This is a genomic window from Streptomyces sp. NPDC101181, assembly GCF_044767975.1.
Taxonomy (GTDB): domain Bacteria; phylum Actinomycetota; class Actinomycetes; order Streptomycetales; family Streptomycetaceae; genus Streptomyces.
In genome coordinates this window covers 371,758-384,627 of the sequence record NZ_JBIWOX010000003.1, presented here as the reverse complement: position 1 = coordinate 384,627, position 12,870 = coordinate 371,758, and the positions used below count along the sequence as shown (strand labels likewise).

General features: G+C 75.4%; 9 protein-coding genes. 8 read left to right on the top strand and 1 reads right to left on the bottom strand.

The annotated features are described in order from the left end of the window. Positions 1-145: 145 nt before the first annotated feature. From ACIRRU_RS08300 to ACIRRU_RS08270, 7 genes are all read left to right on the top strand, one after another. Entirely contained in the window at positions 146-1,534 is a 1,389-nt protein-coding gene (locus tag ACIRRU_RS08300) for a hypothetical protein (RefSeq protein WP_403677766.1), read from the top strand. Between the two features lie 11 nt (positions 1,535-1,545). Beyond that, positions 1,546-2,574 (top strand): glutamate ABC transporter substrate-binding protein, encoded by a 1,029-nt coding sequence (locus tag ACIRRU_RS08295; RefSeq protein ID WP_403677763.1) that lies wholly within the window; start codon positions 1,546-1,548, stop codon positions 2,572-2,574. 94 nt (positions 2,575-2,668) lie between these two features. After that, positions 2,669-4,018 carry a hypothetical protein gene (locus tag ACIRRU_RS08290; RefSeq protein WP_403677760.1) on the top strand — a complete coding sequence of 450 codons (1,350 nt, stop codon included), beginning with the start codon at positions 2,669-2,671 and terminating at the stop codon, positions 4,016-4,018. Further along, on the top strand, positions 4,015-6,774 hold the full coding sequence (locus ACIRRU_RS08285; RefSeq protein WP_403677757.1) for a tetratricopeptide repeat protein: 2,760 nt from the start codon (positions 4,015-4,017) through the stop codon (positions 6,772-6,774). Before ACIRRU_RS08290 ends, ACIRRU_RS08285 begins: the two co-directional genes overlap by 4 nt. Positions 6,775-6,776: 2 nt before the next feature. Further along, positions 6,777-8,138 carry a PP2C family protein-serine/threonine phosphatase gene (locus tag ACIRRU_RS08280; RefSeq protein WP_403677754.1) on the top strand — a complete coding sequence of 454 codons (1,362 nt, stop codon included), beginning with the start codon at positions 6,777-6,779 and terminating at the stop codon, positions 8,136-8,138. Between the two features lie 19 nt (positions 8,139-8,157). After that, the gene (locus ACIRRU_RS08275; protein WP_403677751.1) at positions 8,158-9,531 is read left to right on the top strand and encodes a VWA domain-containing protein; all 1,374 of its coding nucleotides are present in this window, start codon (positions 8,158-8,160) and stop codon (positions 9,529-9,531) included. Between the two features lie 95 nt (positions 9,532-9,626). Further along, positions 9,627-11,114: an FHA domain-containing protein gene (locus ACIRRU_RS08270; protein WP_403677748.1), complete on the top strand. Its 1,488-nt coding sequence runs from the start codon at positions 9,627-9,629 to the stop codon at positions 11,112-11,114. 26 nt (positions 11,115-11,140) lie between these two features. Here the strand turns inward: ACIRRU_RS08270 and ACIRRU_RS08265 are convergent, their stop codons facing one another. Next, a complete protein-coding gene (locus ACIRRU_RS08265) occupies positions 11,141-12,151 on the bottom strand; it encodes a methyltransferase domain-containing protein (RefSeq protein ID WP_403677745.1) in 1,011 nt (336 codons plus the stop codon). A 163-nt stretch (positions 12,152-12,314) separates the two neighbouring features. Between ACIRRU_RS08265 and ACIRRU_RS08260 the strand changes: the two genes are divergently transcribed. Further along, the gene (locus ACIRRU_RS08260; RefSeq protein ID WP_363199570.1) at positions 12,315-12,719 is read left to right on the top strand and encodes a globin; all 405 of its coding nucleotides are present in this window, start codon (positions 12,315-12,317) and stop codon (positions 12,717-12,719) included. Positions 12,720-12,870 lie beyond the last annotated feature (151 nt).

Here is a 12,870-nt window from a genome sequence, read left to right as displayed (position 1 = left end):
CGCCCGCCCTGATCGAATGCGGGGCTGACGCGTGATCCGGGCGTTCCTGGTGTGAAGGCCCTTCCCCACGGCCATACTTCTGGCCGGGCACGCGTCGTCCGGACCAGGACGGGGGGCCGCGGCCAGTGACCGAGGGGGAGGTCGAGTGACACATCCGCCGAGCGGCGTCGCGGCGCCGCCGCGCGCGCCGGACCCGGTGTCCGCGCCCCCCGGCGTCCCCTCTCCCCGGGGCGGCGGTCTGGGGGACCGGGCGCGGCGGTTGCGGGCCGTGGCGACGACCGAGCCCGGCCGGCTCCAGATCATCGGAGCCGTCCTGGCCCTGCTGGTCGTGGTGTTCGGCGCGGTGACCACCCTGGAGACGACCCGGCGGGCCGCCGCCGCCGACGACGTGGCAAGCCGCAGCCAGCCGCTGAGCGCCGACGCGGCGGACATCTACCGCTTCCTCGCGGACGCGGACACCTCGGCCGCCGGTGGCTTCCTCGCCGGGGCGCAGGAGCCCGACGCGGTACGCGAGCGGTACCGCTCCGACATCGAGGAGGCCGCGCGGCTGCTGGTGAAGGCGTCGGCGGACACCGACTCCGCCACCGCCTCCGGCCGGGAGATCACCACCCTCAACGAACTGCTGCCGGTCTACACGGGCCTGGTCGAGCGGGCCCGTGCCAACAACCGCCAGGGGCTGCCGCTGGGCGGGGCCTATCTGCGGTACGCCAACCAGAAGATGGCGGGTGAGATGCTGCCCGCCGCCGAGCGGCTGTACGCGGCGGAGACGGGCCGCCTGGAGTCGGACTCCGCCGACGCCAGGAGCTGGCCCCTGCTGTCGGCCGGGGCCGGGCTGCTGGTGCTGGGCGCGCTGGTGTGGATGCAGCGGCGCACCTACCGCCGGACGAACCGGGTGCTGAACCACGGGCTGCTGGCGGCGACGGCCGCCGCCTCGGTGGTGCTGGTGTGGCTGGCCGTGGGGCACACCGTGGCGCGGGCGGAGCTCCGGTCGGCGATGGCGAACGGCCAGGCCTCGCTGGACGTGCTCAACGAGGCCCGGATCGACTCCCTGAAGGCGCGGGCCAACGAGAACCTCACCCTGGTGGCGCGCGGCGCCGTGCTGACCGCGGACGGCTCCGCCGACCAGTACGAGACGGACTACACGACCGGGATGAGGGAGCTGAAGGACGGGCTGGAGCGGGCCGGTCGGCTCGCCGACGGCACGGGCGGCAGCGAGCCGGTGGGCCGGGCCGCCAACGCCGTGACCGAGTGGCAGAGCCGCCACCGCGCGGCACGGGCCACCGACGACCAGGGCGACTACCACGGCGCGCTGGAGCGGGTCATCGGCGGCGGTGGCTCCACCGGGGAGTCCTTCCAGCGGGTCGACGCCGCGCTGGAGCAGGCGCTCGCCCACGAGCAGGGCGAGTTCACCGCGGCTGCCCGGGGCGGGCGCGGGGCCCTGCGGGGCCTGCCGGCCGGAGCCGTCGCCCTGGCGGTGCTGGGAGCGGCGGCCGTGATCGTCGGCGTCAACCGCAGGCTGGCGGAGTACCGGTGAGGGGGGCGGCGATGACCAGGGACCGGTCCTCACGCGGCGGGCTGCGCGGCTGGGGCGGCGTGACGGGCATGGCGGCGGCCTGCGCGGTGACCGCCGCCCTCACCCTGCTGCCGCTGGCCCGCCACGGCGACGGGGCGGGCGGTGCGGACGCGCGGGGCGGGACGGTGACGGCCGCCCCGGTGCGGGCCGCGGCCTGCACGGAGCCGGAGGCGAGCCTGAAGCCGTCGGGTGCGGACGGTCCGGACATCGACAGGATCAAGGCGCGCGGCAAGCTGGTCGCGGGCGTCGACCAGAACAGCTTCCGGTGGGGCTACCGCGATCCGGCGAGCGGGGAGCTGGAAGGGTTCGACATCGACCTGGTGCGGGCCATCGCGGACGACGTGCTGGGCGACCCGGACGCGGTGGTCTTCCGGGCGATCCCCACCAACCAGCGCATCGCCGCCCTGGAGAACGACCGGGTCGACGTCGTCGTACGGACGATGACGATCAACTGCGAGCGGCTGGAGCAGGTCTCCTTCTCCACCGCCTACTTCCAGGCCGGGCAGCAGGTCCTCGCCCCCAAGGAGTCGGCCATCACCGGCTACGACGCCTCGCTCCGGGGCAAGCGGGTCTGCTCGGCGGAGGGCTCCACCGCCTACGAAGCACTGGAGAAGGAGTCCTTCGGTGCGGTCTACCGGGACGAGCACGACGGCACCGGGCGCGACCGGGACCGGCTGACCGTGCCGAACCAGCTGGACTGCCTGGTGCGGCTGCAACTGGGCGAGGTCGACGCGATCGTCACGGACAACGCCCTGGCGGCCGGTCAGGCGGCCCAGGACCCGGCGGTGGAGCTCAAGGGGAAGGCCCCGTTCACCACCGAGTTCTACGGCGTAGCCACGAAGAAGGGCGCCGACGACCTGGTGGCCCGGGTGAACAAGGTGCTCGTCGACTACCGGGCGGGCGGGAGCGACAGCGCCTGGATGCGGTCCTACAGGAAGTGGCTGGCGGCCGGGCTGCCCGGCATCACCGCGCCACCCCCGCCCACGTACCGCGACGACTGACCCCTGCCGCCGGCAGGGCACACGGACCGGACCAGACCGAAGCAAGCGATCCCGCCGGGGCCACCGGCCCCCCGGGAGAGCGGAGAGGTGATCGATGGGCGTCGCGGGATCCTTCCCCAGCTTCGCGGGGAGGCCGCCCGGCCCGGTCATGGACCGGGAGGAGGCGGACCGTGCGCTGGCCAGGCTCGGCGCGGAGCACGAGGCCATCGAGACCTCGCTCCTCGCCCTCCAGGACCATGCGGGCCGCCGCCTCCTGGAAGGGGCCGAGCTGACCGGGGTGACCGGGGAGCGCTGGGCTGCCACCGAGCAGTCGATCACCCTGCTGTGGGGGTACTTCGACGCCTACGCGGGGGCGCTGGCCGAGGCCCGGGAGATACGGGCCCGCAGGCGCCACCCGAACCGGGAGGACCTCGCGGCCCTCACCGAGCTGCTGCGCGGCGAGGCGGTCACGCTCGCCAACGCGGGCGCGGTGCCGCCGCCCTCCGTCGCGGGCCCGGCCCGGCTCTCCGAGCGGTTCTCGCTCCAGCGGCTGGTGGCCCGGATGAACGAGCTGTACGCCAGGTCCCTGGACATGGTCGTCGCCGCCGACTCCGTCTGGTCGGCGCTGCCCGCCCGGATCGACCTGCTCGCGGCCGAGCTGCACCGGACGCGTTCGCTGGCGCACTCGGTCGGGGTGCGGCCCGGGGAGCATCCGGCGGGCGACGACCTGGCGGAGATCACCGAGGAGCTGACCACCCTGCGGGCACAGGTGATCTCCGACCCGCTGGCGTTCTGGCTGCCGGGCCCCGGCAGCGCGGCGCCCGGCGGCGGGCGCCCCGACACCTCGCGCTACGACCGGGCCGCCCGTGCCCTGGAGGATGTCCGCCGGGAGATCGAGGCGGTCCTCGCGGTCCGCCAGGACGCCGAGGCGCGGCTGGTGCGGCTGCGGGACGTGCTGTCCCGGGCCGACCGCACCCTGACCGAGGCGCGGGCGGCGCGCGGCGAGGTGCTGGCGAAGATCGCCGCCTCCGAGGTGCCTGCGGTCAGCGGGCCGCCGACCGCCCTCCAGGAGCGGCTGGCGGCCGCGTCGGACTACCGCAGGCACGCCCAGTGGCACCGGCTCTCGCCGCTGCTGGAGTCGCTGGAGCGGGAGGCCGAGGACGAACTGCTGCGCGCCCGCGAGTCGTTGACGTCGGTGACGGCCCCGCTGGCGGTCCGCGCCGAGCTGCGCGGCAGGCTCGACGCGTACAAGGCGAAGGTCGCCCGGCACGGTCTGGCCGAGGACCCGCTGCTGATCGAGCGGTACGACGCGGCGCGCCGGATGCTGTGGAGCGCCCCGTGCGATCTGCGGGTCGCCGAGCAGGCCGTCCTGCGCTACCAGCACGCGGCCCGGGAGCTGCTGGCGCCGCGTCCCGAGGGACCCGAGGACCGGCGGGACGCGGACGGCCGGGGGGAGAGCCGATGAGCGGTGCGCGGCGGTGCCAGCGCCCCGGCTGCGAGGGCGCCTACGAGGACGTGGGCGGCGGTGAGCTGTACTGCGACACCTGCGGTCTGGCCCCGGTCGTCTCGCCGACCGGCATGGTGAGTTCACCGCCCACCGGGGTTGCCGGGGGCGGCCGGGCGAGCGGCCGGAACAGCTCCTCGCAGCGCTCGTCCTCCCGCGCGTCGGCGCGTTCCTCGTCCGGTTCGTCGGGTTCACGGCGTTCGGTCTCCGGGCGGCTGTCGCGCTCGCTGTCCGGGGCGTCCACCTCCCGTTCGGTCTCGGTGCGCTCCTCGGGCTCGTCAGCGGCGCCCTCGGTCCGGGGGCGCCTGGGCGCGGGTCTGGTGGAGGTCCCGGACGTGCCCCGGCTCGATCCGCGTACGGCGGTGATGGAGCGGGCCCAGGTGCCCGAGCGCAAGCGGTTCTGCTCCCGGGCGGACTGCCAGGCCGCGGTGGGCCGTTCGCGCGGGGACCGGCCGGGCCGCACCGAGGGGTTCTGCACCAAGTGCGGGCACCCGTATTCGTTCGTGCCGAAGCTGGCCGCCGGGGACATCGTGCACGGCCAGTACGAGGTCGTGGGGTGCCTCGCGCACGGCGGGCTCGGCTGGGTGTATCTCGCGGTGGACCGGGCCGTCTCCGACCGCTGGGTGGTCCTCAAGGGGCTGCTGGACACCGGTGACCAGGACGCGATGGCCGCCGCGATCTCCGAGCGCCGCTTCCTGGCCGAGATCGAGCACGCCAACATCGTCGGCATCTACAACTTCGTGGAGCACCTGGACCAGCGGACCGGGTCGCTCGACGGCTACATCGTCATGGAGTACGTCGGCGGCAAGTCACTCAAGGAGATCGCCAACGAGCGCCGCACTCCGGCCGGGAAGCGTGATCCGCTGCCCGTCGACCAGGCGTGCGCGTACGGCATCGAGGCGCTGGGGGCGCTGGGTCATCTGCACGGCCGCAACCTCCTCTACTGCGACTTCAAGGTCGACAACGCGATCCAGACCGAGGACCAGCTGAAGCTGATCGACATGGGCGCGGTGCGCCGCATGGACGACGAGGAGTCGGCGGTCTACGGCACGGTGGGCTACCAGGCCCCCGAAGTCGCGGAGGCGGGCCCGTCGGTCGCCTCCGACCTGTACACGGTGGCCCGGACGCTGGCGGTGCTCACCTTCGACTTCCAGGGGTACACCAACGTCTTCGTGGACGCGCTGCCGGACCCGGACACCGTCGAGGTGCTGCGTACCTACGAGTCGTTCTACCGGCTGCTGGTGCGGGCCACCGACCCGGACCCGGCGCGCCGCTTCGCCTCGGCGGCGGAGATGGCCGAGCAGCTGACAGGCGTGCTGCGGGAGGTCGTGGCGCTACGGACAGGGCGGCCCAGACCCGCGCTGTCGACGTTGTTCGGCGCGGAACTGCGCGTGACGGACACAGAGTTGTTCCCCGTGCTGCGGGCGGACGTGTCCGAGCTGGGCGCCCGTGCCACCGCCGCGCGCGGCGGGCTCTTCGGCCGCCGCCGGAGCGGTGCGGGACTGCCGCCCGGGATCCCGCCGCAGCGGGGTGCGGCCGCCACCGTGCCGGGGGCCGGGCCGTCCGGGGTACCGGGCGCGGCGGGGGGCGCCCTCTCCCCCGGTCAGGTGCCGGACCCGGCGGGGGCCGCCCCGCTGGTGGCGCCGTCGACCCAGGTCCGGGAAGGCGCGCCCCTCGCGTACGCTCCCCCGGCGCAGGCTCCGGCGCGCGCCCCCGTCCCGGAGCCCCGGGGCGCGGAGTTCCCGCCCGCGTCCGGCGGGGTGCGGCCGGACCGGTTCGACGCGGGGGCCACCGCGCTGGCGCTCCCGGTCTCCCGGGTCGACGCGAGCGACCCGAACGCCGGTTTCCTGGCCGGGCTGATGGCCTCCGCCCCCGCCGAACTGCTCGCGGCCCTGCACACGGTGCCCGCGCCCTCGATGGAGACCCGGCTGCGGGAGCTGCGGGCCCGGCTGGAGATGCGGGAGCCGGACGCGGCGGCCCGCGCGCTGACCACTCTGGAGGGTGAACACCCGGACGACTGGCGGGTCGTCTGGTATCGCGGCGTCACCTCGCTGGTGACCGGCGACCACGAGACGGCGGCGCTCTCCTTCGACGCGGTCTACGACGCGTTCCCCGGGGAGACGGCGCCCAAGCTGGCGCTCGGGATCTGCGCGGAGGTGCTGGGCCAGTTGGACAACGCGGCCGAGTACTACCGCCTGGTGTGGGCCACCGACCCGGGGTACGTCAGCGCCGCGTTCGGCCTGGCCCGGGTGCGGATCGCCGCCGGGGACCGGGGCGGCGCGGTGCGCGCCCTGGAGTCGGTGCCGGAGGCCTCGATCCACTACACGGCCGCCCGCGTCGCCGCCGTACGGGCACGGCTGCGCGACCGCTCCCCGCGGGAGCCGCTGCTGGCCGATCTGACGGCCGCGGCGGGCCAGGTGGAGGCGCTGGCCGCCTTCGGCCTGGACCCGGTGCGGCGCGAGGGGTTGTCGGCGGAGGTACTGGGCAAGGCCCTGGACTGGGTACTCTCCGGTAGTCCCGGTGCCCCGTCACCGGGCGGGCCGGACACCGGCGCCCCGGGCGCCCGGAAGCTGCTCGGCGCCCACCTGCACGAACGGGGACTGCGGTTCGGGCTGGAAGGCTCGTACCGGACGCTCGCCCGGCTCGCGCAGCAGGGCGGGCAGAGGATCGAACTGGTGGAGCGGGCCAACCGTTTCCGCCCCCGGACGTGGGTGTGAGGATGTCACAGAGCCACCAGGAGCCCGCCGTGTCGAGCTGCCCCGGCTGCGAGGAGCCGATGGAGTCGGGTGATCTGTTCTGCGGGGCGTGCGGCTGTGACCTCGCGGCCGCCCCCGCCCGCCCCGACGACCGCCCCACACTGGCGATCACGGTGCCCGCGGCGGCCCCGCCCGCCGCCACGGCCGGGCCGGTGGCCCCCGCCGCGCCCGTCACCGGACCGGCGCGGACCTCCGAGCCCGCCGCGCCCGTCACCGCACCCACGGGCGAGCCCGCCCCGGCGGTGCGCCGGGACGACCGGGCGGAACCGGGGACTCCGGGCGCCGCGGACGTCCCCGGGGACTTCCCGCTCGCCGCGCCCGACCCGCGTGCGGCCGACCCGCAAGCGGCCGAGCACGCCGCCGCGCCGCTCGCCGCGCCCGGAGGGGCCGGGGCGAAGGTGTGCGTCGCCTGCCGCTCGGGCCGGGTGGACCGGGACGGCTACTGCGAGAACTGCGGCCACGCCCAGCCCCGCGCCCGCGATCACATGGAGCAGCAGCTCGACACGGTGGCCGCGGTCAGCGACCGGGGGCTGCGCCACCACCGTAACGAGGACTCCTTCGCGGTCTCCTCGACCGCGCTGCCGGACGGTTCGCCCGCCGTCGTCGCGATCGTCTGCGACGGCGTCTCCTCGGCGAGCCGCCCCGACGAGGCGTCGGCGGCCGCGGCGAGCGCCGCCAACGCCTCGTTGCTGGCGTCGCTGCCCGGCGGCACGCATCCGCAGCAGGCGATGCACGAGGCGATCGTCGCCGCGTCCGAGGCGGTCAACGCCCTGGCGCAGGAGCCCGCCGCGGCGATGGAGCACGACGCGCACCGCCACCGCAACGCCCCGGCCTGCACCCTGGTCGGCGCGATCATGGCGGGCGGCCTGCTGATCGTGGGCTGGGTCGGCGACAGCCGGGTCTACTGGGTGCCCGAGGACCGCTCGGGCCCGCCCGCCCGGCTGACCGAGGACGACTCCTGGGCGGCGCAGATGGTGGCGGCGGGTCTGATGAACGAGGCGGAGGCGTACGCGGACGAGCGCGCCCACGCCATCACCGGCTGGCTCGGCGCCGACGCGTACGAACTGGAGCCGCACACGGCCGCGTTCCAACCGGACCGGCCGGGCCTGGTGGTCGTCTGCACGGACGGTCTGTGGAACTACGCGGAATCCGCGCAGGAGATGGCCGCCGCCGTCCCGGCCGACGCCCGGACGCGCCCCCTGCACGGGGCCCGGGTGCTCGTCGGGCACGCGCTCGACGGCGGGGGCCACGACAACGTGACAGTGGCTCTTCTGCCGTTCGCCGTGGATGCCGAGGGGGCAGGATCGGCCTGCACCTCCGTGTGAGCCTCAAGGAGCCGTCCAGATGGCCAACTTCTCCAAGTCGAACGTGCCGCGGTTCTCCGTCGAGGTGTACCAGAACCCGTTCCTGCCCGAGGGCGGGCGCGAGGTCGACGCGATCGTCACGGTCACCTCGACCGGCGGCGGCACCACCGGGGGCCTTCCCCCGGCGGGGGCCGCGCCCGGGTCGGCGTACGGACCTGCCCGGGGCCCCGGGCAGGGGGCGGACACCGCCGTCGTGCTGATGGTCGACTGCTCCGGTTCGATGGACTACCCGCCGACCAAGATGCGCAACGCGCGCGACGCGACGGCCGCGGCCCTCGACACCCTGCGCGAGGGCACCCGCTTCGCGGTGGTCGCCGGGACGCACGTGGCCAAGGACGTCTACCCGGGCGAGGGACGGCTCGCGGTCGCCGACGAGCGGACGAGGGCGGAGGCGAAGGAGGCGCTGCGGAGGCTGAGCGCGGGCGGCGGTACGGCGATCGGCTCCTGGCTGCGGCTGGCCGACCGGCTGCTGAACTCGGCCGACATCGCCATCCGGCACGGCATCCTGCTGACCGACGGCCGCAACGAGCACGAGTCGCCCGAGGACCTGCGGGCGGCCCTGGAGTCCTGCGCCGGGCGGTTCACCTGCGACGCCCGCGGGGTGGGCACCGACTGGGAGGTCAAGGAGGTCACCGGCATCGCCGCCGCCCTCCTCGGCACCTCCGACATCGTCGCCGACCCCGCGGGGCTGACCGCGGACTTCACGCACCTGATGGAGAGCGCCATGGGCAAGGAGGTCGCGGACGTGGCGCTGCGGCTCTGGACGCCCGTGGGGGTGGAGATCCGCTTCCTGAAACAGGTGGCGCCGACCGTCGTCGACCTCACCGGCAGACGCACGGAGGCGGGCCCCCGGGCCGGGGACTACCCGACGGGTTCCTGGGGCGACGAGTCCCGCGACTACCACGTGGGCGTCCGGGTCCAGGAGGCCGGGATCGGCCAGGAGATGCTGGCCGCCCGCCTCTCGCTGATCCTGCCCGGCGCCACCGGCGCGGGCGGCCCGCAGCCCTCACCCCAGGGACTCGTCCGGGCGGTGTGGACGGACGACATGGCGGCGTCGACCTCGATCAATCCGCAGGTCGCGCACTACACGGGACAGGCGGAGCTGGCCCATGTCATCCAGCAGGGACTGGACGCGCGCACGTCGGGCGACATCGACGGAGCGACGGCGAAACTGGGCCGCGCGGTGCAGTTGGCGTCGGCGTCCGGGAACGAGGAGACCGCGAAACTGCTTTCGAAGGTGGTCGACGTGGTCGATGCGGCGACCGGTACTGTGCGACTGAAGGCGAAGGTCGCGGAAGCGGACGAGATGACCCTCGAAACGCGCTCCACCAAGACCGTTCGCGTCAAGAAATAGCAAGACGCGGCACAGAGCGATCGCCCCGCGGTCCGGTGCCGCGGACGACAGCATGCGGCCTCCGGGGCCGGAAGAGGAGAGGGGGAAGCGCCGACATGCCGACCTGCCCGAACGGACACCAGTCGGGTTCCGAGGACTGGTGCGAGGTCTGCGGACACCGCATGGCCGCCGGCGGTGCCCCCGCCGGCGCCGTACCCCCGCCGCCTCCCCCTCCGCCCGCTCCCGGTTACGGCTATCCGCAGGGCCCCGGCACCGGCGGTGGCCCGCCCACCATGCAGGCGGAGCTGTGCCCGCAGTGCCGGACGCCGCGCGAGGCGATGGCGCCGTTCTGCGAGGAGTGCCGCTGGAACTTCCTCACCAGTACGGCGACCTCCTACACCCCGCTGGCCCCGAAGCACAGCACACCCGGCGGCCCCCCGCCCGGCCTCAACCTGCCGCCCGGCTTCCAGGCGCAGGGCCCCGGCGGTCCGGGAGGCCCCGGCGGTCCGGGAGGGCAGGGAGGCCCCGGCGGTCCGGGCGGCCAGCCGCAGGGCCAGGGCGGCCCCGGGGGCCCGCCCCAGCAGCATGACCCGTTCGACCACCAAGGCTCGCGCCCCTCGCAGATGAACCGCCCGGCCGACCCCCCCGCCCCCGAGCAAGGCGGCCGGGGCGAGCGGGGCGGACAGGGCGAGCAGGCCGGTCCGGGTGGCGTCGGCGGGCAGGGCGGTCCTCCGCCGCAGCCGTTCCGGCAGGGCCCCCCGCCGACGCCCGCGCCCGGTTACGGCTACCCGCAGCCGGACCAGCAGGGACACCAGTCCCCGCGACAGCAGGTATCGCCGTCCCCGTTCGAGCCTCAGCAGTCCTCATCGTTCGAACCCCACCAGTCCTCGCCGTTCGCCCCGCAGCAGCAGTCGGCGCCGCCCGCGCCGCCGCGGTCCACCGGCCACCCCGGCGGCGGGGACGACTGGCTGCTCTCGCCGCCCTCGCAGACCCGGCCCCCGCAGCAGTTCCAGCAGCCGCCGCGTCAGGACCCGGGGCCGGGCCAGGACCCGGGGTACGACCGCCAGGGACCGGGACACGGACCGGGACCGGCACAAGGTCAGGCGCCGGGGCAGGGTCAGGCGCACGGCTTCGACCAGGGGCAGCCGCACGGCGGGGTGCCCGGCCAGGGCGGACACGAGCAGTCCACGCCCACACCCCTGTCCTGGACCGCCGTCATCGCGCCGGACCGCGCGTACTTCCTCGCCATGATGCAGCGCAGCGGCCCCGAGGCGACCGGGCTGAACCTGCCCGCGTACGCCCCCGAGCAGCGCCTCCCGCTCACCGGGAACCAGGTCACCATCGGGCGGCGACGCCAGAGCACCGGCGAGTCCCCCGACATCGACCTCTCGGTGGCGCCGGAGGACCCGGGCGTCTCGCACCAGCACGCGGTGCTGGTGCGACAGCCCGACGGCGGCTGGGCGGTCGTGGACCAGAACTCCACCAACGGCACCACGCTGAACGGCGCCGAGGACCCGATCCAGCCCTATGTCCCCGTCCCCCTCCAGGACGGCGACCGGGTGCACGTCGGGGCGTGGACGACGATCACGGTGCGCCGGGACTGAGCGAACGCGGGCGAGGTGGTGCCCGCTCAGCCGGCGGGGCCGCCCAACGGCCAGGTGTAGGGGCCCCGCGGGTCGTCGAGCCAGGCCCACTGGCGGCCCTGGCCGACCGTGATGCCGTACCTCTCCCGCCGGGGGCGCCCCTCCCGCTCCCAGAGGGAGAGCGCCTCGTGCGGGTCGAGGACGCCCGCGGTCAGCGACAGCAGGAACCGGAACAGGTCGTTCCCGGCCACGCGGCGCGGCAGTCCGCCGAGGTGCGGAAGCCCGGCGGGAAGCGGCAACGCCCCACGCAGGGGCACGAAGTACGCCGGGGTGGGCAGGAAGTGCCCCTCGGCGCACGGTCCTTGCGCCGTCGCGCGGACCCGGAGCGCGATCAGCCCGGTGGCGAGCGGCGCGAGGACCAGCGCCCCGGGGCGGCACTGCTCCGGCCAGGCCGGAGGCACGGACGGCAGCGTGCAGGTCGCGATGATCCGGTCGTAGGGGGCGCGGCGGGGGCAACCGCGGGCCCCGTCGCCGGTGATCACGGTCGGGCGGTAGCCGGCGGCCGCGAGGTGGCGGCGGGCCGGTTCCGTGATCTCCGGGTCGAGATCGACGCTGGTCACCGCCGCCTCACCGAGCCGGTGCGAGAGCAGGGCCGCGTTGTAGCCGGGGCCGGTGCCGATCTCCAGGACCGTGTGGCCGTCCCGTACGTCGAGGGCTTCCAGCATCAGCGCCATCAGGGACGGCTGGCTGGAGGACGAGACGAGTTCGCCGTCCTTCATCCGGGTGGCCAGGGCTCCGTCCGCGTACACCCCGCGCAGCCAGCGGGCCCGGCGCCCGGGGTCGGGGTCCTCCCCCCAGAGGCGTTCGTAGCCCCGGACGCCGTGCACGAAGTAGGCGGGGACGAACAGATGGCGGGGCACGTCGGCGAAGGCCGCGTACCAGGCGGGGTCGCTCAGCCCGCCCCGCGCCACGATCTCCCGCAGCAGGGCCCGCCGCGCCGCGTCGGCCTCGGCGGACGCCGGCCCGGGGGCGGCGGCCCCGCTCTGCTCCTCACCCATGCCTCCACTGTCCTGCGCCCGGCCGGCCGGGGCGAACGCGAAGCCGGACCGGACCCCGCGCCCGCCCCGCCCCGGTCCGGTCCGGTTCGCCTGGTGGGGTCCGGCCCGGTCCCTTGGTCCTAGGACCGCTGACCCCGGCCCGCCCGTCTGCGACCATGGACGGGTGACAGAGATTCCGCACCCCACGGTTCAGGAGCAGACCTTCTACGAGCAGGTCGGCGGCGAGGCGACGTTCCGGCGCCTGGTCCACCGCTTCTACGAGGGTGTGGCGGGCGACGAACTGCTGCGGCCGATGTACCCGGAGGAGGATCTGGGCCCGGCCGAGGAGCGGTTCGCTCTCTTCCTCATGCAGTACTGGGGCGGCCCGCGCACCTACAGCGACCACCGCGGCCACCCGCGCCTGCGGATGCGGCACGCCCCCTTCCAGGTGGACCGGGCGGCCCACGACGCCTGGCTCGCCCATATGCGGGTCGCGGTGGACGAGCTGGGGCTCGCGCCGGAGCACGAGCGGCAGCTGTGGGACTACCTGACGTACGCCGCCGCCTCGATGGTCAACACCCCGGGCTGATCCGTCGGCGTCGGCCGGTCGGCTGTCGCCGGAGTCCGGCGTTCTCCTGTCGCATACCGGTCACGATCGCATCAAGGTCGGTCGGAGAGCGGTTACCAGAATCCGTTCACTCTGAAAGCATCACCGGGACGCCGGGGGGCGTGCGGTGATG

Bases quoted from the DNA above. Each gene is read 5' to 3' on its own strand.
- ACIRRU_RS08265 (WP_403677745.1), bottom strand. From the start codon at position 12,151: ATGGGTGAGGAGCAGAGCGGGGCCGCCGCCCCCGGGCCGGCGTCCGCC.
- ACIRRU_RS08285 (WP_403677757.1), top strand. From the start codon at position 4,015: ATGAGCGGTGCGCGGCGGTGCCAGCGCCCCGGCTGCGAGGGCGCCTAC.
- ACIRRU_RS08295 (WP_403677763.1), top strand. From the start codon at position 1,546: ATGACCAGGGACCGGTCCTCACGCGGCGGGCTGCGCGGCTGGGGCGGC.
- ACIRRU_RS08275 (WP_403677751.1), top strand. From the start codon at position 8,158: ATGGCCAACTTCTCCAAGTCGAACGTGCCGCGGTTCTCCGTCGAGGTG.
- ACIRRU_RS08290 (WP_403677760.1), top strand. From the start codon at position 2,669: ATGGGCGTCGCGGGATCCTTCCCCAGCTTCGCGGGGAGGCCGCCCGGC.
- ACIRRU_RS08270 (WP_403677748.1), top strand. From the start codon at position 9,627: ATGCCGACCTGCCCGAACGGACACCAGTCGGGTTCCGAGGACTGGTGC.
- ACIRRU_RS08280 (WP_403677754.1), top strand. From the start codon at position 6,777: ATGTCACAGAGCCACCAGGAGCCCGCCGTGTCGAGCTGCCCCGGCTGC.